We start from the raw sequence: 20,433 nt of genomic DNA, 5'->3' as shown, positions 1-20,433 counted from the left end.
TGCCGGTGTGCGGCGTCTCGGGGGTCCCGGTCGTGTCCGTAGTCCTCATGGCTGCCTCCGCCTTCGCAAACGATCGCCGTCCACCCCCCTGCATCAGAACCCCGCCCGACCCCCAGTCCCCGTACGACAAACCGCCGAGTCCCCCGAGCGGCCGGTCAGGAGAACAGTCGCTGCCAGGTTTCCGGGCCCGGAACGCCGTCCGCGCGTGAGCCCCGCCAGCCCTGGGCACGCTGGAAGGCCTCCACCGCGCACCGGTCGCTCTCGGTCCAGCGCGAGCCGGGACCGGAGGGGTAGAACCTGCCGTAGCCCCGCTTGACCAGTTGGCGGCTCAGCCGGGCGATGTGGATGCTCGACTTCCCGGGCCGGAAGGCCGCCCGCCCGGGGAAGTCCGGGGCCGCCCGCTTCTCCGCCGCGTCCGGTCCGGGTGCCGTACGCCCGGCGGTCCCGCCCGTTCCCCCTCCCCTCGGCCGCTCCACCCCGCCGACGCGAGCCCGAGCACCCTCCCGGGCCCCCGCCCCCACCTCCGGATCCGCACCCGCGCCCTTGTCGACAGCGCCCACTCCGGCAGCACCCACACCCACACCCACACCCACGATGTCCCGTCCCTTCCCATGCATCAGGTAGTCCCAGGTCGCCGGACCCGGGATGCCGTTCGCCTCGGTGCCCCGCCAGCCCTGGGCGCGCTGGAAGGCCGCCACCGCGCGGCGGTCGGCCTCGGTCCAGCGCGGCCCGGGGCCTTCGGGGTAGAACTGGCGGCCGCCGCGGGCCGCGAGGAGTTCGCCGAGCCGGGTGATACCGGCGTGCCGTACGCCCGGCGCGAAGATCTTCAGGCCCGGGAAGACCGTGACCGCGTCCGCGCCCGAGGTGCCGCCGTGCGGGGTGAGCCCCCGGTACCGGTAGGGGACGTAGTCCTCGGCGTGCGACCAGTACGGGTACGGGGTCTTGCGGGCCAGGGTGTGCGGGCGGGTCTGCTCGTAGGCGAGGTAGGAGCGGTGCGAGGGGTCGCTCCAGCCGCCGAAGACGGTGACGTGCGAGCCCTTCCCGGGGTCGGCGGGGTTGTGGAAGAGCAGGATGTCGCCGGGCTCCAGATCCTCGCGGGCGATCCGGGTGCCGTAGCGGGCGAGGCCGCCGGTCCCCACGTTGGTGCCGAGCTGCCAGACCATCGAGACGAAGCCGGAGCAGTCCTGGCGGTAACCGTCGCGGTGGAACTCGCCCATGCTGTACGGGACTTCGGCGGTCACCCACTTCTTGGCCCGGTCGATGATCGCGGCCCGGGTGGTGGCCGCGGGCACCGTCCCGTAGGCGGTGCCGTGCAGCCCGCTCCGGCCGCCCTGCGGGGTGCCGGGCTCCGCGTCGGCACGGGGCGCCCCGGGTGCCGAGGCGGTGCGCGCCGGGAGGGCCCCCGCCCCGGCGGCCGTACCGAGGACGCTGCCCGCCGCCGCGACGGCCACCAGCGCGCGGCGAGCACCGCGCGGGCCGCCGCCCTGCCGGAAGCCGCCTCGCCCGGAGGCGCCCCACCGGGAGAAGACGTCGCCGGATGGGCCCCACCAGGAAGCACCCGGGCCCGAGCCGGACCCCTGCTCACCGGCCCCCGCGTACCCGCACCCCGGGCACCGGCAGTCGCCGTCGGCGGGCTCGTACTCCTCGAAGACGGGGGGCCGGAAGGGCACCGGGGCGGGGACCGGCATGCGATTTCCCTCACATTCAGGAGGCGGGTGGCGGGGGCGGGGAGCGGGCCTGTGCGGGCACCCTTCCCCCACTACTCGGAAAAGCTGCATATTGCTGGACCAGAAGGGGGAATGCGGGGTTCTCCGGAACATCCGTGATAAAGGGGGCCGTCGAAAACTGGTCGGGAGCACCCCGGGAGTTCGGGTAGAGTTCTCGCGTCAGCAGGCGCCGCTAGCTCAGTTGGTTAGAGCAGCTGACTCTTAATCAGCGGGTCCGGGGTTCGAGTCCCTGGCGGCGCACCGACAGCAGCAGGCCCTCCGTGCAGACGGGGGGCCTGTTCGCGTAGCGGCCCGGTGAAGGGTCGCGTACGGGCTTCAGGGGTTCCCTTCGAACACGGTGCGGATACCTTTGGCCCATGGCGCGCGACATCCAGGAGCGGATCAAGAAGCTCATCATCGACCAGCGGCTGCCCTCGGGGGCCCCGCTGCCCACCGAGCCCGAGCTGATGAAGCTGCTCGGGGTGAGCCGCAACTCGGTCCGCGAGGCGCTCAAGGCGCTTCAGGCCATGGGCCTGGTCGACATACGGCACGGCTTCGGCACCTATGTCGGCCAGATGTCGATGGCGCCGATGATCGAGGGCCTCGCCTTCCGCACCGTCGCCGGGCACTACCGGGGCGAGGACAGCCTGCGCCAGCTCCTCGAACTGCGGGAGGCGGTGGAGACCGGGCTGGTCGCCCAGCACGCCTGCCGGCTGCCGGAGGAGGACCTCGCCGAGCTGGAGGCCCTGGTCGACCGGATGGACGCGATGGCCGAGGCGGGCGCGGAGCTCGAACTCGCCCAGACCGACCGGGACTTCCACGCCGCCCTCTACCGCGGGCTGCGCAACCCCCTGCTCAGCGAGCTGCTCGAAGCCTTCTGGGACGCCTTCCACCGGGTGCAGCGCGACCTGGTCGACGTACCGCAGGACCCGCGCACCACCTGCCGACGGCACCGGGACATCCTCGACGCGGTGCGCTCGGGGGACGTGCTGCGGGCGGAGCGCGCCCTCCGGGACCACTTCGGCCATCTGCGGACCCGGCTCGGCCCGCCCCGGTCCGGGCAGCCGGTGGCAGGGGGCGCGGAAGGCGAGGACGTGCGCAGCCGCGAGTCGCCCCGCGATCCGGTGGCGGTCGGCGGCAGCTCCCTCGCGGCCCGCGAGGTCTGAGCCACCGGGCGGCGGCAGGCCGGGCGGTGAGCGGCGAGCCCGCCCGGTAAACAGCTGGTTCCGCTCTTGCGATCAAGCGGGTGGGCGTAGAAACCTGTCCGGGGATCATGGCCCCGGAGCCGCGCGTTCCGCGTGCGGTTCCCGATCAGGCTCCCGATCCGGACGAAAGACCCGGGTCCGCCGACCGCGAGGGGCTTGATGCAACCGTACGGAAGCCGTCCGCTGTCTAAGGTGACGGGTGGCCGTGCGGTACCGGCGCGGCCAGGGGGACCGGAACGGACACTCGAGAACAACGACTGCGCAATCCTGCGCGCGGGGGGATGACTGATGACGTCGACGCCGGACGGCGGCCGACCCGTGTCCGATGACCCCGCGCAGACGACGCAGCTGAGGCTTCCCGGCCTGCGCACGGCGGGTCTTCGGCGTCTGAAGAAGGAACTCCCGCGCTACGACTACGAGCACTACAGCCGCCTCGCGGGCCCTCTGCACCAGCCTGACCCGAACAAGCCGTATACGGTGCGGTACCGCTCGCTCCTCTCACAGGAACCGCACAAAATCCGCGCCGCGCTCATGCTCGGCGCGGCTCCGCTGCTCTCGCTGATCCTGCTCGGCTGGCTGCTCCAGCCCACCCACTGGACCGAACGCGACTACCCGGCCTACGACTTCCTGCCCGCGCTCGACATCGTCATGCTCGTCTCGATCGGCCTGATCGAGTTCTTCCGCTGCATGAACGTCCTCTCCAACGCGCACGCCACCCTCGTCGCCCGGGACCCCATACCCGTGGTCCCCGAGTCGGGGACCCGGGTCGCCTTCCTCACCTCCTTCGTGCCCGGCAAGGAGCCGCTGGAGATGGTGACGAAGACGCTGGAGGCCGCGGTGCGGATCCGCCACCGCGGCCTGATGCATGTCTGGCTGCTGGACGAGGGCGACGATCCCGCGGTGAAAGAGGTCTGCCGCCGCCTGGGCGTGCACCACTTCACCCGCAAGGGCGTCGCCGAGTGGAACCAGGCCAAGGGCCCGCACCGCGCCAGGACCAAGCACGGCAACTACAACGCCTGGCTCCAGGCGCACGGCGGGGACTACGACTACTTCGCCTCGGTCGACACCGACCACGTACCGCTGCCGAACTACCTGGAGCGGATGCTCGGCTTCTTCCGCGACCCGGATGTCGGATTCGTCATCGGCCCGCAGGTGTACGGCAATTACGACACCTTTGTCACCAAGGCCGCCGAATCGCAGCAGTTCCTCTTCCACGCGCTGATCCAGCGGGCCGGCAACCGCTACGGCTCACCGATGTTCGTCGGCACCTCCAACGCCGTACGCATATCGGCCCTGAAGCAGATCGGCGGGCTGTACGACTCCATCACCGAGGACATGGCGACGGGCTTCGAGATGCACCGTCACAAGAACCCGGCGACCGGCCGCAAATGGAAGTCCGTGTACACCCCCGATGTGCTCGCGGTCGGCGAGGGCCCGAACGCCTGGACCGACTTCTTCACCCAGCAGCTGCGCTGGTCGCGGGGGACCTACGAGACCATTCTGAAGCAGTTCTGGAAGGCGCCCTTCACGCTGCCGCCGGGCCGCTTCTTCAACTACACGATGATGGTCATCTTCTACCCGATGTCCGCGCTCAACTGGATTCTCGCGGGCCTGAGTTGCGCTCTCTTCCTCGGCCTCGGCGCCTCCGGTGTGAACATCGACCCCTCGATCTGGCTGATGCTCTACGGAAACGCCTCGGCCCTGCAGATCGGGCTGTACGTGTGGAACCGCCGCCACAACGTCTCGCCGCACGAGCCGGAGGGCAGCGGCGGTGTCGCCGGAATGGTGATGTCCGCGCTGTCCGCCCCGATTTACGCGCGTTCCCTGATGGACGCGGTGCTGCGCCGCAAGAGCAAGTTCGTGGTGACCCCGAAGGGCGATTCGGCGAGCCCGGACACGCTGTTCGGCACCTTCCGCATCCATCTGTTCTTCATTCTCGTCTTCGCCTCCTCGATGGTGGCCTCCTTCTTCTTCGGGCACTCCCACCCGGCGATGCTCACCTGGGCCACCTTCGCGCTGCTGATCACCGCGGCGCCGATCTTCGCCTGGCGCTCGGCGCTGCGGAAGGAGCGCCGCGGGCGCACCCGGCGCGGCGCGCACAGCCGCCGCTCCGGCACTCCCCCGCCGCCCCGGCCCGCGCCCGCCGCACCGGAGCCCGGGCGCCCCGGCCCGGGCGCCGCCGACCGGCAGCCGCCCCGGGAGGCCGGCCACATCCCGGAGGACGACGGCCCGTCGGCACCGCCGCACGAGCAGCGCCCGCAGCGGCACGCGCCCGCCTACGCGGCCAGGGGAGCGGGGCCCGCCGAGACGCCCGAGCGCCCGCTGCCCGCCGAGTACGACGCCCTCTTCCGGGACGCGGCGCCCGCCGCCCGGGCCCGCGGCGCCGGTGACCGGCCCGGCTACGGCTATCCGCCGCGGGTGCCGCGCCAGGAGTCCCGTACCCGGGAGTTCCCGGCGCAGGACGGGGCCGACCAGACCATGCGCCTGCCGCGGCACCCCGAATGAGCCGCCACGCCTGACACGAAGTACGCGCACATCTCGAGTATCACGGGGTTCACGTGAAAGACCGCTCCCGCAGCCGCCGCATACGCCGCATCGCGATCGTCTCGGCGGTCGTCGTCGCGCTCGCCGGAATGAACGGACCGGCGGCGTACCGGTTCGTCTCGGAGGAGTACCACGACTACACGATCAACAAGCCGGAGTACAAGGCCGACAACGGCCACTGGGATGTCATCGACTTTCCCGAGAAATACCGGCTGAACACGATTCACGCGGCGCTCCTGCACACCGGGAAGATCCTGCTCGTCGCGGGCAGCGGGAACAACCAGGAGAACTTCGACGCGAAGAAGTTCGAGACCCGGCTCTGGGACCCGGAGAAGCGGACGATCAAGAGCATTCCCACCCCGGTCGACCTCTTCTGCACCGGCCACACCCAGCTGCCGAACGGCAATCTCCTCATCGCGGGCGGCACCCAGCGCTACGAGAAGCTGAAGGGCGATGTCACCAAGGCGGGCGGCCTGATGATCGTCCACAACGAGGACCCCGACAAGCCGGTGACGCTGCCCGCCGGAACCCGTTTCTCGGGCCGGACCAACGGCAAGACCTTCGTCTCCAAGGACCCCGTCGTCATCGAGCGCGCGAAGAAGGTCTTCGACGAGGAGACCGGGGAATTCGAGCGCAACGACCCCGGCCTCGGCCGCGTCTATGTGGAGGCGCAGCGCAGCGGCACGAAGTACGAGACCGGCACCCAGGACAACTACCGGGTGCAGGGGCTCACCGGTTCCGACGCGCGCAATGTGTACGGCATCGCGCAGAAACTCGCCCTGGACAAGAAGGACTTCCAGGGGATCCGGGACGCCTACGAATTCGACCCGCGGGCCGAGAAGTACATCAAGGTCGACCCGATGAACGAGGCCCGCTGGTATCCGACGCTGACCACGCTCTCGGACGGAAAGGTGCTCAGCCTCTCCGGACTCGACGAGATCGGCCAGCTGGTGCCCGGCAAGAACGAGGTCTTCGACCCGAAGACGAGGAAGTGGTCGTACACCAAGGGCCAGCGCCAGTTCCCGACCTATCCCGCGGTCTTCCTCACCCGGGACAGCAGGCTCTTCTACTCCGGTTCGAACGCCGGGTACGGACCGGACGACGTCGGCCGCGACCCGGGCCTGTGGGACCTGAAGACCAACAAGTTCCGCAAGATCCCCGGGCTGAGCGACGCGGACCAGCTGGAGACCTCCAACACGGTGCTGCTGCCGCCCGCGCAGGACGAGCGGTACATGGTGATCGGCGGCGGCGGGGTCGGCGAGTCCGAGAAGTCCAGCAGGAAGACCCGGATCGTCGATCTCCTGGACACGTCACCGAAGTTCACCGACGGACCCGAGCTGGAGAAGGGCACCCGCTACCCGCAGGCCTCCGTACTGCCCGACGACACGGTCCTGGTCTCCGGCGGCTCCGAGGACTACCGGGGGCGCGGCGACTCCAACATCCACCAGGCGCGGCTCTACGACCCCAGGTCCCGCACCTTCGACCGGGTCGCCGATCCCGAGGTGGGCCGCAACTACCACTCGGGCTCGCTCCTGCTGCCGGACGGCCGGGTGATGTTCTTCGGCTCCGACTCGCTTTACGCGGACAAGGCCGGCAGCAAGCCCGGCACCTTCGAGCAGCGCATCGAGATCTACACCCCGCCCTATCTGTACCGCGACTCGCGCCCCACGCTCAGCGGCGGCCCGAAGACCGTCGAGCGCGGCGACTCGGCGGCCTTCACCTCGCCGACCGCCGCCGCGCTGAAGAACGCCCGCCTGATCCGGCCGAGCGCCTCCACCCATGTCACCGACGTGGACCAGCGCTCCGTCGCCCTGGACATGAAGACCGAGGGCGACCAGGTCACCGTGACGGTCCCGAAGAACCGCAATCTGGTCCCCTCCGGCTGGTACATGCTCTTCGTGACGGACGGCAAGGGCACACCGTCGAAGGCGCAGTGGGTGAAGGTGCCGTAGGCAGCCGTCCCCGGGAAGCAGCGCGCGGGGCGAACTCGCGGGCGCGCGCGACGACTTCCCGGGCAACAGGACGCCCGCCGGTCCTCCAGCGGTCCGGCGGGCGTTCCTCAACTCTCCTGGCCCATGGGCTACTTCGCGCCCTTCGCCAGCCCCAGCGCGTACTGGGGCCACCACTCGCCCGCCTTGGGGCCGCCCTTGCAGGTGCCGTCGGACTCGCCCGGGCGCTTGACCCAGAGGTAGGCCTTGACCAGGGGGTCGCCCGTCTTGACGGTGGGGGGCTCGCCGAGGGCGCGGCCGGGCGGGTTGCACCAGCGCTCCTTGGGATCGCCGCCGGTGTAGGGGCCGTTGCCGTTGCGGCTGGTGTCGACGACGAAGGGCTTGCCGCCGAGCTTCGCCGAGAGCTGCTTGCCGTAGGCGACGGACTGGTCGGTGCCGTAGAAGTTCGAGACATTGACCGCGAAGCCGTCCGCCTGCTCCGCGCCCGCCCGCTTCAGCGGCTCGAAGAGCTGATCGGGCTTGCCCCAGCCCGCGTTGCCCGCGTCGAGGTAGACCTCGGTGTCCTGCAGCGCGCCCAGGCGCTCGATGGCGCCCTTGAGCAGGTCGAAGCGCTCCTCGTGGAATTCGCCGGGGGTGCAGCCGTCCACCAGGTGCAGTACGGCGTCGGGTTCGAGGACCACGGTGGCGGGGCGGTCCCCGATGCCCGCCGCGACCTGATCGACCCAGCCGCGGTAGGCGTTGCCGTCCGCGGCGCCGCCGCCCGAGTAGTTGCCGCAGTCGCGGTGCGGGATGTTGTAGAGGACGAGCAGGGCCCGGCGGTCGGCCTTGGCGGCGGCCTCGGTGAAACCGCGCGCCTGCTGCTCGGCGTTCTCCTGGCCGATCCACTCGGCGGCGGGCTGCTCGGCGATCCGGCGCAGCAGACCGGCCTCCTCGTCCTGCCCGTCCCCCCGGTAACCGGCCGCCTGCGCCGCGGCCTTGCCGTCCGGATTCACCCAGAACGGGTCGGCGGCCTTGGGCTGCTGACGCACCGGCGCAGACTCCTCGCCGCCGTCGTCGGAGGAGGAGCAGCCGGCGAGCAGCAGCGCGGCCGCCGCGCCGAGCGCCGCGGCCCGAAGTCCCGTACGGGCGGAGCCGGTTGTGCGCTTGCTCACGGTGCCGCGGTCCGCGGCCCGGCAGATCGGTGTGCTGCCGTACATCCACTCCCCCTCGGTGGGCTCACTGGCGTCCCATCGTGGCACACCCGCCTTGCCGCACAGCGTCCGTACACCCCAGGTCGGCGGCTTGCGACCGGTTCGGGCGGCGGGCGCGCGGGGTGTCCGAGGGGCGGACGCAGAAGTGACCTGTCTGGTTGACAGGTTCACCGAACTGCTGGGACTCTCCGGACGACAAATCCATACATCGAGGCGACGGAAGCCAGGAACCCGGTGCGAATCCGGGACGGTCCCGCCACTGTTACCGCCGGCAGCCGCCGCGCGGGAGTCAGGAACTGACCCGTCGTCCTCCTGCCATGGGGCGTGGAAACCCCAAGAAGGAGGTCCACCGGTATGTCCTTGCACACCGCATCGCACACCGCGTCGGCGGCCGACGCCACTCTCAGCACCCGCGACTGGGCGATCGCGGCGGCCGCGGCGATCGTCTCCCTGATCGCCCTGTACGCCGTCTTCCTCGACCAGGGCACCCTGGTCTCCGCGACCGGCAGCTATCTGCACGAGTTCGCGCACGACGGCCGCCACCTGTTCGGCGCTCCGTGCCACTAGAGGGTGTCGTCACCGTCCCGCGCGGCGCCCACCGGGCCCGCACGGGACGGTGACGACGCTCCCCGCACCACGTACGACCACCCCCGCGTACTGATCCCGGAGCGCACAGAACCATGTCCACACCCCTGATACCCCTGCTCGGACGCGGCGTCGTCGCGGGCGCCGCCGCCGGTCTCGCAGCCGGTCTCTTCTCGCTGTTCGCGGCGGAACCGCTGATGGACCGCGCCATCCGCGAGGAGGAGGCGCGCGCGGCGAAGGAGCACGCGCACGAGCACGCCGCCGCCACGGCCCAGCACCACGAGGAACTCTTCTCCCGCTCCACCCAGCACTTCGGCCTGGTGGTCACGGCGGTCGTCGCGGGCATCGCCCTCGGCGTGTTCTTCGCCCTCGCCTACGCCCTGATCCACCGCCGCACGCCCCTGGCGAACCCCTGGCCGCGCGCCCTGGTCCTCGCCGCCGCCGCCTTCCTCGCGGTCGCCCTGCTGCCCGCCCTGCGCTACCCGGCCAACCCGCCCGGCGTCGGCGACTCCGCCACGGTCACCGACCGCCAGGAGATGTGGCTCGGCGCGGTCGCGATCGGCGTCCTCGGTCTGCTGCTCGCCTGGCAGGTCGCGGTGAAGCTCGCCGAACGGCCCGTCCCGGTTCGCCACACCGCCGTGGCCGTCACCGTGGTCGCCGTCCTCGCGGTGCTCTTCCTGCTCCCGGACAACCCGGACGCGGTACCGGTCGAGGCCACCCTGCTCTGGGACTTCCGCGTCCTGTCGATCGGCACCCAGGCTCTGCTCTGGGCCGTCTTCGGCGCGGTCTTCGGCGCCCTCGGCCTGCGCGCCGCGTCCCGTCCGGCCACCGCCGCCGAGCCACGACGGGAGACCGCCACGGCCTGAACGGCGGGAGACCGCCACGGCCTGAACGGCGCCCGCTTCGCGCACCGGCCCCGGTGCCCGTCCCCGATTCCGGGGCCGGGTATCGGGGCCTTCGCCATTCCGGGGCCGGGTATCGGGGACTTCGCCATTCCCGGGCCGGGTGTCGTGGCCTTCGCCGCTCCCCCCGTTCCGCAGCGTCTTTCCCCCGGTGTTCCGCCCGTGTTCCGCCCGGTGTTCCGCCCGTGTTCGGCCCGGTGCTCCGCCCGGTGTTCCGCCCGCCCCTCAACTCCCGTCAGCCACGCGGTTTTCCGCCGGTGCGCGCGGCTCCGCGGCGGGTGCTCCGTACCGCCATGGCGACCGCGGCCACCGAGGCGAGGGCGAGACCGGTGACGGTGTGCCGGGTGCCGGGGCCCGCGAGTTCGGGCTGGGCGGCCATCTCCGGGGCGGCGGCGCCGGGGGCCCGCGGTCCGGGCGAGGCGGAAGGGGCCGCGCCGGTCGCCTCCGGGGCCGCCGCCCCCTGCTTCTCGCCGGGGGCGGACGCCTGTCCCTCGCCGGAGGCCGACGTCTGCTCCTCGCCGGGGGCCGCTCCCCGCTCCTCGCCGGGTACCTGCCTCTGCCCTTCGCCGGGCGCCGAGCCCGTGGAGTGGGCCGCGTGGCGGGCGCCCCGGGTGCCCTCGTCCGGGCCGCTCCGCGAGGGCGCCAGATCTGCCAGGTCTGCCGTGCCCGCCCGGTCGCCCGCCCCCTCGTCGAGCACCCGGAAGGTGGTGAGCAGCCCCCGGTCGGCCCGGGCGGCGCCGTCCGGGTCCACCGGGCTGCCGGTGGTCGCGCAGGCGATCCGTACCTCGTGCAGGCCGAGGGTGGCGGTGGGCCGTATCCGGGCCTCGGCGCGGAGCGGGGCGCCCGGGGCGGCGGTGAGTTCGGCGGGGGCGGCGAAGGCCGGGGAGTAGGCCCGCCCGGTGCGGCCCGGGCAGCCGGTGACGGTGAGCGCGACGCTGCCGCCGCGGTCGACGACCGCGGGCGCGACCCGCACCACCCCGTCCCCCGCGGATGGCGGCGGCCCCTGGGCGGCGCACGCGGGTGCCGCCATCAGGACGGCGCACGCGGGTGCCGCCATCAGGACGGCGCCCGCGGCCGCGGCGCTCAGAGAGAGCAGAGCTATGTGCATCGTGAACCTCCTACTACGGCAGGTTCACCCCCGCGGAGGCACTTCGCATCCGGAGCGCTACGGAGCGTAGCCACCGGCCCGATGTCGACCGGGCTGCCGGGCCGCCTCTCCGCCGGGAACGCCCCGGTCGGCGGCGGTCGGAACACCCGGGCTACGGATCCAGCCCCGATCCCGAGGCCGACCCTCAGCCTCGGCCCCGCCTCAGACCAGATCCACCAGATCGGCGATCGAGCGCACCACGGTGGACGGCCGGAAGGGGTACTTCTCGATGTCGGCCTCGGCGGTGAGGCCGGTCAGCACGAGGAAGGTCTCCATGCCCGCCTCCAGACCGGCGAGGACGTCGGTGTCCATCCGGTCGCCGATCATCGCGCTGGACTCGGAGTGGGCGCCGATCGCGTTCAGGCCGGTGCGCATCATCAGCGGGTTCGGCTTGCCCGCGAAGTAGGGCTCCTTGCCGGTGGCCTTGGTGATGAGCGCCGCCACCGAGCCCGTCGCGGGCAGCGGGCCCTCGGTGGAGGGGCCGGTCTCGTCGGGGTTGGTGCAGATGAAGCGGGCGCCCGCGTTGATCAGCCGTACCGCCTTGGTCATCGCCTCGAAGGAGTACGTACGGGTCTCGCCGAGGACCACGTAGTCCGGGTCGGCGTCGGTGAGGACGTACCCGATGTCGTGCAGGGCGGTGGTCATGCCCGCCTCCCCTATGACGTACGCGGTGCCGCCGGGGCGCTGGTCGTCGAGGAACTTGGCGGTGGCGAGGGCGGAGGTCCAGATGTTCTCGACCGGGACGTCCAGGCCCATCCGCTTCAGGCGGGCGTGCAGGTCGCGGGCGGTGTAGATGGAGTTGTTGGTGAGGACCAGGAAGGGCTTGCCGGATTCGCGGAGCCGCTTGATGAAGGCCTCGGCCCCCGGGATGGGCACGCCCTCGTGGATGAGGACCCCGTCCATGTCGGTGAGCCAGGAATCGATGGGCCTGCGGTGTGACATCGTGCGGGTCTCCTGCCGTACGCCGAACCGAACCGAGAAAGTGCCGTGCTGGGGGCGCCGCCACCACACCGTGCCGACGCCCCCACCTTAATCAGCCGCTGGTCAGCCGGACCCCGTCGAGCGCCCAGAACCAGTTGTCGCCCCCGCGGTAGCGGAAGCGCACGGTGGCCTCGCGGGCGCCGGAGGGGACGTCCAGGCCGAGGTGTTCGACGCGGGAGGGGACGTCCTCGGTGTAGGTGGTGAGGACCTGCGGTGCGCCGCCGTCCCAGGAGACGGAGACCTCGCCGCGCTGCTCGCCCTCCTGGCGGTAGAAGGTGGTGTACGTGAGGGTGGCCGCGCCGCCGGTGACCGGGTACGCGGGGCTGACCAGGGTGGAGTCGAAGGTGCCGGCGGTCCCGGCGTCGGACCACTCGTCGCCGTCGGCCACCGCGAAGACGCCCCGGGAGCGGAGGTTGGACTCGCGCTGCTGGTCGGGGGCGGCCCGGGTCCAGAACTCGTCGGTGGTGAAGGTCCAGCCGCGCCACTCGGTGATTCCGCCCCCGCCCATCGCGGAGTTGTCGACCGACCAGCCCTTCGGCGGGGTGTGGGTGAAACCGAGGGCCTCGCCGGGGCCGCTCTCGTCGACGGCGGTCCCCAGCTTCTCGCGCAGGCTCTCGAAGTCGTCGGCGGCGGGCTCCTGGAAGGGGCGACCGTCGAGATCCCAGGCCGGGTCGAGGGCGATACCGAGGTGGGCGAGGGCGCCGGCCGCGAGGTCGGGCATCCGGATGTCGTGCCGGACCGAACCGGCCTCGGCGCCGCCGCCCACCGCGAGCAGGAAGGTCTGCCGCTCGGCCCAGGAGGAGCCGCCGTGGCCGCCGGGGTCGGTGTGGCCGTGGTCGGCGGTGACGAGGATCAGCCAGTCCTCCTCGCCGTGGCCGGGCCGGGCGGCGACCGCGTCGAGGATGCGGCCGACCTGGGCATCCACGCCCGCGATGGCGTCCAGGTACTCCTGGCTCGCGGCGCCGCTGCCGTGTCCCGCGTGGTCGACGTTGTCGAGGTGGACGAAGACGGCGTCCGGGTCGCCTTCGGTCAGCTCGGCCACCGCGCGCCGGGTGGTGCCCTCGTCGTACTCCGCCTCCGGGGTGGAGACGCGGGTGTCGACGGCCGGGGAGATCACGGTGTCGGTGAGCGGGTTCCAGGAGCAGACGGCGAGGGTCTTCAGCTCGGGCCGCGCCTGCTCGACGCGGGTGAGGAAGTCGGGGTAGCGGTCGAAGGCGTTGCCGGTGAACTCGTTGTCCCGGACGCGGTGCTTGTCGGGCCAGACCCCGGTCAGGACGGTGGCCCAGCCCGGTCCGGAGAGGGTGGGCGCGAGCGGCTCGGCGTAGATACTGCTGCGGGCGGTCAGGCCCTCGGCCATCAGCCGCTGGAGTCGCGGGGCCCGCGCGTCCTCGATACGGGAGAGCAGGGCGCCGTCGATGCCGAGGGCGAGCACCTTCGGTCTCCGGGCGGCGCCGCGGGCCACCGAGGCGAGCGGGCCCGCTCCGGCGGCGGCGAGCGCGGCGGCGCCCAGCAGCAGGGAGCGGCGGGAGAGGCGTGACATGGGGGTCCTCCGGTGGGGGGTCTCCGGGCGGCCGGGCCGCCGTGCCGGGCAGCCGGGCCGCGGTCTCCGGCGGCGGGCGCCGCGGAGGGTCTTGGTCCATACCTGTTATGCATTGGAGATAATCGCGGATGCGCGGCCGGGCTTTACAGCACCGGACGGTAAAGAGATTCCGGAGCGCGGGGGCGCAGGGGCGCCGGGCACACCCCGCTGCCCCTGTCGACCGGCCCCTCTCAACTGCCCGTCGCCGACTTCCAGTCGTCGACGTGGTCCGTGAGGTTCCCGGCGATGTCGGCCCAGTCGGGGGTGAAGATCTCGACGCCGTCCATCAGGGACTTCAGGGCGCGGGCGTGTTCGTCGGTGGGGCGCACATCGCGGCGCACGGTGAAGCCGCGGCCGATGGCGCTGACCTGCTCCTGGGCCCGCTTGCCGAGCAGGAAGTCGAGGAGCCTGCGGGCGTTGCCGGGGTGCGGGGCGCCCTTGACCAGGCCCGCCGCGTAGGGGAGCGCGAAGGTGGTGGGGCGGCCGCCCTGCCGGGCCGGGAACCAGATGCCGAGGTGGGGCAGGCTCGCGGACTGGGCGTGGTTCATCTGCACATCGCCGTTGGCGACGAGGAGTTCGCCCTTGTCGACCTTGGGCGCGAGCTTGCTGGTGGAGGAGGACGGGCCGACGTTGTTCTTCTGCAGGCGGCCCAGGTAGTCCAGGGCGGGCTGCTTGCCGCCGAAGTCGTGGATCGCCTTGATCAGTACGGCGGTTCCGTCGCCCGCGATGCCGGGGGTGGAGTACTGGAGCCGGTTCTTGTAGCGGGAGCCGAGGAGTTCCTCCCAGGTCCGGGGCGCGGTCTTCAGCCGCTTCTTGTTGTAGACGAAGCCGAAGTAGTTGTTCACCACCGGGGTCCACTTCCTCCCGGAGTCCTGCGGGGCGCCGGTGAGCTGAGCGGCCTCCTTGGGCTGATAGGCCGTCAGCAGGCCTTTCTCCTCGGCCTGTTGGATGAAGGGCGGCAGGGTGACCAGGATGTCCGCCTGGGTGTTGCGCTTCTCGCGGACGGCGCGCTGGACCATCTCGCCGGAGCCGCCCTCCACGTAGTCGACCTCGATGCCGGTCTGCTTGGTGAAGTCCGCGAAGACCCGGTCGTACCAGCCGTCGCCCTTCTCCCCCTTGAGCCCGTCGGCGCTGTAGACGGTGACGGCCTTCTCGTCGGAGGCGGCGGAGCCCGCGTCGCAGGCGGTGGCCGTCACCGCGAGGACGAGGCAACCACCGGCGGCCACAAGGGACTTGAGGGTACGGGGCAGGGTGGGCGGAGTGGACATGGCAGGGGTGTCTCCTGAGTACGGGACGGGAGCGGCGGGCGAACACACCCGCGCGAAAGGGGAGTTGAGCGGCGTCCGCGGTGGACGTCAGCGGTAGGAGGCGCGGTTGCGCAGGCGGGAGAGGGCGAGGAGCACGGCGAGCGTGGTCGCCATCAGGACGACGGCCAGGGCGGAGCCGGTGAACAGGGCGCCCCGGTCGGTGGCGGTGTAGATCTGCACCGGCAGCGGAACCCAGCCGGGCGGGTAGAGCATCATCGTGGCGCTCAACTCCCCCATGGACAGGGCGAAGCAGAGCCCGGCCGCCGCGTTCAGGGCGGGCAGGAGCAGCGGCAGCCGGACCCGCAGCAGGACGTACCAGGGCCGGGCGCCGAGCGAGGCGGCGGCCTGCTCGTAGGCGGGGTCGAGGCGGCCGAGCGCGGCGGTGACCGACTGGTGGGCGAAGGCGGTGACCAGGACGGTGTGGGCGAGGACGACGATCCAGGGGGTGCCGTTGAGCAGCAGCGGGGGCTGCGAGTAGGCGACGAGGACGGCGAGCCCGACGACGACCGAGGGCACCGCGAGCGGCAGCACGAACAGCGCGTCCATCAGGCGGCGCCGGCGCCCGCCGAGCGCGTGCGCGGCCAGGGCCGACCAGCCGCCGAGGAGCAGGGCGAGCAGGCCGGCGCCGAGGGCGGTGGCCAGGCTGGTGCCGAGCGCCTGGAGGGAGGAACCGCGGGTGGCCGCCTGGTAGTTGGCGGTGGTCGGGCCCGAGGGCAGGGCGCCGGACCAGTGGGTGGCGAAGGAGGCCGCGAGGATCACGCCGAGCGGCAGCGCGAAGAGCGGCAGGAAGAGGGCGAGGAAGAGCGCCCACAGCGCCCATCTGCCCTTGCGGCTATGCACCAGCACGGCGGCTCACCACCCGGTAGAGGGCGTAGAGGCCCACGGAGAGTGCGATGTTGACGACGGCGACGACGCAGGCGCCCGGGTAGTCGGACTCCAGGATCGCCTTGCCGTAGACCAGGGTCGGCAGGGTGGTGACGCCCTTGGCGCCGGTGAAGAGCACGATGCCGAACTCGTTGAGGCACATCACCAGGACCAGTCCCCCGCCCGCCGCGAGCGCGGGCAGCGCCTCCGGCAGGATCACCGTGCGCACGATCCGCAGCGGCCGGGCGCCCAGCGAGGAGGCCGCCTCCAGCTGCGCGGTCTCCAGGTGGGCGAAGGCGGCGAGCAGCGGGCGGACCACGAAGGGCGTGAAGTAGGTGATCTCCGCGAGGAGTACGCCCCAGGGGGTGGTGAGGAAGGCGAAGGGGCCCTCGGCGGCGCCGGTGGCCCCGGTCCAGACTCCGTTGGCCATGCCGACGGTGCCGTAGACGAAGACCAGGGCAAGGGTGACCAGGAAGGACGGGAAGGAGAGGAAGACGTCGATGAACCGGGCGAGCGCCCGGCATCGGCACGAAGGCGATGATCAGCGCGAGCAGGAAGCCGAGCAGCAGACAGCCCGCGGTGGCGGCGAGCGCCAGCCAGACGGTGGTCAGCAGCGCCTCGTGGAAGGCCGCGGAGCCGAGGACCCCGGTGTACGGGGCGAGGGAGGTGCCGCCCTCCTCGGGCCGGAAGGACTGCCGCACGACGAGGTACAGCGGGTAGAGGAAGAGCAGCCCGAGCGCGGCGAGCGGGGGCAGCGCCCAGAGCGCCCGGGTGCGGCCGCCTCGAAGTCCGCGCCGCCACCCCGGAGGGCTGCTCCGGGGCCGCGTCCGGGCGGGCGGTCCGGGCGGTCCCGACCGGTCTGCCGGGTACGGCGGTTGAGCGGGTGCGGCCGGGAGCAGGGTGGGGTCAGCCATCGGCGCGCCCCGCTCCGGTGAGGGCGCCCTGCGGTGAAGTCCCGGGAGCCGTGCGGGGGTTCGCGTCCGCGCCGATCCCGGCGGGCAGCAGTACCGCGTCGCCGGGGGCGAAGTGCACGGTGATCCGCTCCCCGAGGGCGGGCGGGGTGCGCAGCTCGGGCAGGTCCGCGGTGAGGGTGCGTCCGCCGAGGTCCAGGTGCAGCCGGTGGGTGGCGCCGCGCCACTGCACCTCCCGGACCGTGCCGGCAAGGGAGTTGGGGCCCTCGCCGAGGCCGATCAGGTGCGGGCGCAGGCACAGGGTGGCGCCGGCGCCGGGGGCCGACTCCCCGCGCTCCACGTCGAGTCGGGTGGTCCCGAGGAGGATGCCGCCCTCGGTGACGGTCACCGGCAGCAGGTTGGCGCCGCCCACGAAGGAGGCGGTGAACTCGGTGCGGGGCCTGCGGTACAGCTCCTGCGGGGTGCCGACCTCGCGCAGCCGGGCCTTGTCCATGACGGCGATCCGGTCGGCCAGGGTCAGCGCCTCGACCTGGTCGTGGGTCACGTACAGCATCGACATCTTCGGCAACTCGCGGTGCAGACGGGCGAGTTCGGCGAGCATGCCGGAGCGGAGCCGGGCGTCGAGGGCGGACAGCGGCTCGTCCAGGAGGAGCACCTCGGGACGGATGGCGAGCGCGCGGGCGAGGGCGACGCGCTGCTGCTGGCCGCCGGAGAGCTCCCGGGGGTGGCGCCGGGCGTAGGCGGCCATCCCGGTCAGCTCCAGGGCCTCGGCGACCCGGCCGGGTATCTCCCGGCGGGGCGCCCGCCGGGCCCGCAGGCCGAAGGCGACGTTCTCCTCGACGCGCAGGTGCGGGAAGAGCGCGTACTGCTGGACGACCATGCCGATGCCCCGCCGGTACGGGGGCAGCCCGGTGACGTCCCGGCCGCCGATCCGCACCCGCCCGGCCGCCGGGTGGACGAACCCGGCGACCGTGCGCAGCGCCGTCGTCTTGCCCGAGCCCGAGGGGCCGAGCAGCGCCATGACCTCCCCGGGTTCGACCCCGAGGTCGAAGCGGTCGAGGACGGTGGTGGCGCCGTAGGCGACCGAGACGTTCTCGAAGCGGATGCCGCCGCTCATGGCCGGGACCCGAACTGGTCCAGCAGCGCAGGCAGTTCGGCCACCGAGCCGAGGACATGGCTGGCGCCCGCACTGCGCAGCGCCGGCTCGTCGTGCGCCCCGGTGAGCACCCCCGCGACGACCGGGGCCCCGGCGCGGCGCCCGCTGAGCATGTCGTACGAGGTGTCCCCGGCGACGGCGATCTGGTGCACGCCGTCCGCGGCGCCGGTGCGCAGGAAGGCCTGGAGCACCATGTCCGGCCAGGGGCGGCCGCGGCCGCCGGCGTCGGCCGGGCAGAGGGTGAGCGCGACCAGGTCCCGCCAGCCGAGGGCGTCGAGGATCGCGTCCTGGGTGGGCCGGGCGAAGCCGGTGGTCAGCACCACGGTGCGGCCGGACTCCTTGAGGCGCTCGATGGCCTCCCGCGCGCCGGGCAGCGGGGCGATGCGCCCCGCGGCGACCTGCTCCGCGTACGCCTCCTCGAAGGCGGTGTTCGCGCGCTGCGCCGGCTCCTCGGCGCCGAAGAGGTGCCGGAAGACGGAGATCTTCGACTCGCCCATGGTGGCGCGGACATGGGCGAGCTTGGCCGCGTGGTCGGCGGAGCCGGGCTCCACCCCGAGGCGGGCGGCGGCGGCCGAGAAGGCCTGCTCCACCAGTCCGCCGTCGGCGACGGTGGTGCCCGCCATGTCGAGCACGGCGAGGCGGATGTCGAGGGGCGCGCCCTCGGCGGAGGGCTCCGGGCGGGCCGCCTCGCGGCGCGTGCTTGTCGGGGTCGTGGTCTGGTGGTCGGTCACGGGGGGCTCCACGGGGGTCGGTGCCGGGGTCATCGCCGGGGTCTGGGGCGGGAGTTGGGGCAGGGGTCGGGGCAAGGGTCGGGGCAAGGATTCGGACGCGGACTCGGGCGGGGACTCGGACTGGGGTGGGGAGGGGCGCCGGGCCGGGGGCTTCGCTGCGGCCCGTGCCGGGAGTCTCACGGCGGCCCGGGCCGGGGGCTTCGTCCGGTCCGGTGCCGGAGGTGCCACGGCGGCCCGTGCCGGGGGCTTCGCTGGTTCCCGTGCCGCGGGCTTCGCCCGGACCCGGGAGGCCGGGGGCCTTGTCACCGTGCTCACCAGCCGAGCGCCTCGGCGGTCTGTTCGGCGATGGCGGGTGAGCAGGTCATGCCGCGACCGCCGGGGCCGGTGACCAGCCAGGCCGCCTCGCGGACCTGCTCGCGGTGGACGAGGCGGGTGGTGTCGGTGCACTGCGCGTACACCCCGGCCCAGCGGCGGACGATCCTCGGCAGCGGGCGGCCGAGCAGCGACTCGGCGACCTCCCGCACATGCGCGTAGGGCTCCTCGGCCACGTCGAAGCCGAAGGGCTGCGCGTACTCGTGGGTGTCGCCGAGGGTCAGTCCGCCGTCCCGGCGCTGCACCATCAGGAGCTGCATCCGGTGCGCGGCGGCCACCTCGGGCTGCGGCTGACCGGAGTTGAGCGCGTCGAGCGCGCCGCCCGCGTAGGCCGGGTAGTAGCGGAAGCTGTCGGCGTCGGCGACCGAGGTGGTCAGGGTCTCGCCGAGCGGCGCGGTCTGCATCATCTGCAACCGCACCCGGCGCACCGGCAGTCGGGGCGCAAGCTCGCGGACCAGGCCGCCGAGCCAGGCCCCGGTGCACAGCACCACCTGGTCGCCGCGGTGCACCTGGCCGTGGTCGTCGCGGACCGCGCCCCGGTCGAGGACCTCGCGCACCTCGCGGCCGGGCAGGAAGGTGTAGCGCCCGGATCCGGCGAGCGCGGCGCGCAGGGCCAGTTGGGCGGTGCGCGGCTCGACCTGCGCGTCCCGCTCGCAGTGCAGCGCGGCGGTGAACTCGCCGCGCAGGGCCGGGTTGAGCGCCCGGGTCTCGGCCGCGGTGAGCAGCCGGTGCCCGCGCGCCGCGGCCTCGGGCCGGGACAGCGCCTCCTCGGCGACGGCCCGCTCGCGCGCGGTGCGCACCGGGGTCAGCGAACCGCTCGCCCGGAAGCCGAGGTCCGGGACCCGGGCGGCGATGGCCTCCCAGAGCTCCCGGGCGCGCAGCGCGGCACCGAGTTCCTCGCCGTGGGCGCGCCCGCCGACCCAGACCAGGCCGAAATTGCGCAGCGAGGCGCCGCGGGCCTCCGCCTCGCGCTCGATCTGTACGACCTCGTGGCCGCGTTCCACTGCCTGCCAGGCGTGCATGGTTCCGACCACGCCGCCTCCCACCACTATGACTCTCACGTCGGCAACGCTCCTCGGGATGAGTGGAATCAGTCCGTCCGCCCGGCAAAGGACCGGTGAACCGACTCCCAAGTTTGGACTAGACCCGTTACGTTAGCGTTATCGATAAGGGAGATCGAGACCGGATTGGAGTGATGGGCACCCTTCAGTGCGGTATGCGTCTTATGTCAGGGCGAGACCTCGGCCACAGGAGGGCGCGGAGCCGCCTCGGGGCGCCCGGCTCCACCCGTACGTACCGCCCGT

The 20,433-nt window shown here is 72.9% G+C and carries 15 protein-coding genes, 1 tRNA gene, 1 pseudogene and 1 riboswitch; of the genes and pseudogenes, 6 read left to right on the top strand and 11 right to left on the bottom strand.

All coding sequences use genetic code 11. The features are described from left to right. Nucleotides 1-155: 155 nt before the first annotated feature. Nucleotides 156-1,688, bottom strand: coding sequence for a peptidoglycan-binding protein (locus HFV08_RS00770; protein WP_168534772.1), 1,533 nt, complete (start codon nt 1,686-1,688; stop codon nt 156-158). Between the two features lie 205 nt (nt 1,689-1,893). On the opposite strand from HFV08_RS00770, the gene HFV08_RS00765 reads away from it, so the two are divergent. From HFV08_RS00765 to glxA, 4 genes are all read left to right on the top strand, one after another. Next, nucleotides 1,894-1,967: transfer RNA gene (locus HFV08_RS00765), tRNA-Lys, on the top strand. A 116-nt stretch (nt 1,968-2,083) separates the two neighbouring features. Further along, nucleotides 2,084-2,872: a FadR/GntR family transcriptional regulator gene (locus HFV08_RS00760; protein ID WP_168534770.1), complete on the top strand. Its 789-nt coding sequence runs from the start codon at nt 2,084-2,086 to the stop codon at nt 2,870-2,872. A gap of 327 nt (nt 2,873-3,199) precedes the next feature. Beyond that, nucleotides 3,200-5,416 carry a glycosyltransferase family 2 protein gene (locus tag HFV08_RS00755; RefSeq protein WP_246341416.1) on the top strand — a complete coding sequence of 739 codons (2,217 nt, stop codon included), beginning with the start codon at nt 3,200-3,202 and terminating at the stop codon, nt 5,414-5,416. 53 nt (nt 5,417-5,469) lie between these two features. Continuing rightward, on the top strand, nt 5,470-7,407 hold the full coding sequence (glxA, locus tag HFV08_RS00750) for a radical copper oxidase GlxA (protein ID WP_168534768.1): 1,938 nt from the start codon (nt 5,470-5,472) through the stop codon (nt 7,405-7,407). 128 nt (nt 7,408-7,535) lie between these two features. Here the strand turns inward: glxA and HFV08_RS00745 are convergent, their stop codons facing one another. Continuing rightward, entirely contained in the window at nt 7,536-8,600 is a 1,065-nt protein-coding gene (locus tag HFV08_RS00745; RefSeq protein ID WP_168535603.1) for a glycoside hydrolase family 6 protein, read from the bottom strand. A 142-nt stretch (nt 8,601-8,742) separates the two neighbouring features. Further along, nucleotides 8,743-8,913, top strand: a riboswitch (cobalamin riboswitch). A gap of 35 nt (nt 8,914-8,948) precedes the next feature. On the opposite strand from HFV08_RS00745, the gene HFV08_RS00740 reads away from it, so the two are divergent. Together HFV08_RS00740 and HFV08_RS00735 are read left to right on the top strand one after the other, a co-directional pair. Then, entirely contained in the window at nt 8,949-9,161 is a 213-nt protein-coding gene (locus HFV08_RS00740; RefSeq protein WP_168534766.1) for a CbtB domain-containing protein, read from the top strand. A 113-nt stretch (nt 9,162-9,274) separates the two neighbouring features. After that, a complete protein-coding gene (locus tag HFV08_RS00735; protein ID WP_168534764.1) occupies nt 9,275-10,045 on the top strand; it encodes a CbtA family protein in 771 nt (256 codons plus the stop codon). Between the two features lie 271 nt (nt 10,046-10,316). Here HFV08_RS00735 and HFV08_RS00730 read toward each other — a convergent pair whose 3' ends face one another. From HFV08_RS00730 to HFV08_RS00690, 9 genes and pseudogenes are all read right to left on the bottom strand, one after another. Then, nucleotides 10,317-11,189 carry a hypothetical protein gene (locus tag HFV08_RS00730; RefSeq protein WP_168534762.1) on the bottom strand — a complete coding sequence of 291 codons (873 nt, stop codon included), beginning with the start codon at nt 11,187-11,189 and terminating at the stop codon, nt 10,317-10,319. A 201-nt stretch (nt 11,190-11,390) separates the two neighbouring features. Continuing rightward, nucleotides 11,391-12,170 (bottom strand): HAD-IIA family hydrolase, encoded by a 780-nt coding sequence (locus tag HFV08_RS00725; protein WP_040249071.1) that lies wholly within the window; start codon nt 12,168-12,170, stop codon nt 11,391-11,393. 91 nt (nt 12,171-12,261) lie between these two features. After that, on the bottom strand, nt 12,262-13,749 hold the full coding sequence (locus tag HFV08_RS00720; protein ID WP_210429698.1) for an alkaline phosphatase family protein: 1,488 nt from the start codon (nt 13,747-13,749) through the stop codon (nt 12,262-12,264). A 230-nt stretch (nt 13,750-13,979) separates the two neighbouring features. Continuing rightward, nucleotides 13,980-15,056, bottom strand: coding sequence for a 2-aminoethylphosphonate ABC transporter substrate-binding protein (locus tag HFV08_RS00715; RefSeq protein ID WP_168534760.1), 1,077 nt, complete (start codon nt 15,054-15,056; stop codon nt 13,980-13,982). 87 nt (nt 15,057-15,143) lie between these two features. Continuing rightward, nucleotides 15,144-15,941, bottom strand: coding sequence for an ABC transporter permease subunit (locus tag HFV08_RS00710; protein WP_168534758.1), 798 nt, complete (start codon nt 15,939-15,941; stop codon nt 15,144-15,146). Next, nucleotides 15,928-16,873: pseudogene (locus HFV08_RS00705) on the bottom strand (2-aminoethylphosphonate ABC transporter permease subunit). The gene HFV08_RS00710 and the pseudogene HFV08_RS00705 overlap by 14 nt, the downstream one beginning before the upstream one ends. Beyond that, on the bottom strand, nt 16,866-17,987 hold the full coding sequence (locus HFV08_RS00700; RefSeq protein ID WP_168534756.1) for an ABC transporter ATP-binding protein: 1,122 nt from the start codon (nt 17,985-17,987) through the stop codon (nt 16,866-16,868). Before HFV08_RS00700 ends, HFV08_RS00705 begins: the two are co-directional and overlap by 8 nt. Continuing rightward, on the bottom strand, nt 17,984-18,790 hold the full coding sequence (locus HFV08_RS00695) for a phosphonatase-like hydrolase (protein ID WP_168534754.1): 807 nt from the start codon (nt 18,788-18,790) through the stop codon (nt 17,984-17,986). Before HFV08_RS00695 ends, HFV08_RS00700 begins: the two co-directional genes overlap by 4 nt. Nucleotides 18,791-19,068: 278 nt before the next feature. Then, nucleotides 19,069-20,190, bottom strand: a complete 1,122-nt coding sequence (locus tag HFV08_RS00690; RefSeq protein ID WP_168534752.1) for a TIGR03364 family FAD-dependent oxidoreductase — start codon at nt 20,188-20,190, stop codon at nt 19,069-19,071. Nucleotides 20,191-20,433: the final 243 nt, after the last annotated feature.

Source organism: Streptomyces physcomitrii, from assembly GCF_012273655.1.
In the GTDB taxonomy this organism is placed as follows: Bacteria; Actinomycetota; Actinomycetes; order Streptomycetales; family Streptomycetaceae; genus Streptomyces; species Streptomyces physcomitrii.
The sequence above is the reverse complement of the archived record's forward strand: the minus strand, read 5'-3'. Positions and strand labels throughout refer to the sequence as shown.

Excerpts from the sequence above, each read along its gene's own strand:
- HFV08_RS00770 (WP_168534772.1), bottom strand. The coding sequence starts at position 1,688 with ATGCCGGTCCCCGCCCCGGTGCCCTTCCGGCCCCCCGTCTTCGAGGAG.
- HFV08_RS00760 (WP_168534770.1), top strand. The coding sequence starts at position 2,084 with ATGGCGCGCGACATCCAGGAGCGGATCAAGAAGCTCATCATCGACCAG.
- HFV08_RS00755 (WP_246341416.1), top strand. The coding sequence starts at position 3,200 with ATGACGTCGACGCCGGACGGCGGCCGACCCGTGTCCGATGACCCCGCG.
- HFV08_RS00745 (WP_168535603.1), bottom strand. The coding sequence starts at position 8,600 with ATGTACGGCAGCACACCGATCTGCCGGGCCGCGGACCGCGGCACCGTG.
- HFV08_RS00740 (WP_168534766.1), top strand. The coding sequence starts at position 8,949 with ATGTCCTTGCACACCGCATCGCACACCGCGTCGGCGGCCGACGCCACT.
- HFV08_RS00735 (WP_168534764.1), top strand. The coding sequence starts at position 9,275 with ATGTCCACACCCCTGATACCCCTGCTCGGACGCGGCGTCGTCGCGGGC.
- HFV08_RS00730 (WP_168534762.1), bottom strand. The coding sequence starts at position 11,189 with ATGCACATAGCTCTGCTCTCTCTGAGCGCCGCGGCCGCGGGCGCCGTC.
- HFV08_RS00725 (WP_040249071.1), bottom strand. The coding sequence starts at position 12,170 with ATGTCACACCGCAGGCCCATCGATTCCTGGCTCACCGACATGGACGGG.
- HFV08_RS00720 (WP_210429698.1), bottom strand. The coding sequence starts at position 13,749 with ATGTCACGCCTCTCCCGCCGCTCCCTGCTGCTGGGCGCCGCCGCGCTC.
- HFV08_RS00715 (WP_168534760.1), bottom strand. The coding sequence starts at position 15,056 with ATGTCCACTCCGCCCACCCTGCCCCGTACCCTCAAGTCCCTTGTGGCC.
- HFV08_RS00700 (WP_168534756.1), bottom strand. The coding sequence starts at position 17,987 with ATGAGCGGCGGCATCCGCTTCGAGAACGTCTCGGTCGCCTACGGCGCC.
- HFV08_RS00695 (WP_168534754.1), bottom strand. The coding sequence starts at position 18,790 with ATGACCCCGGCACCGACCCCCGTGGAGCCCCCCGTGACCGACCACCAG.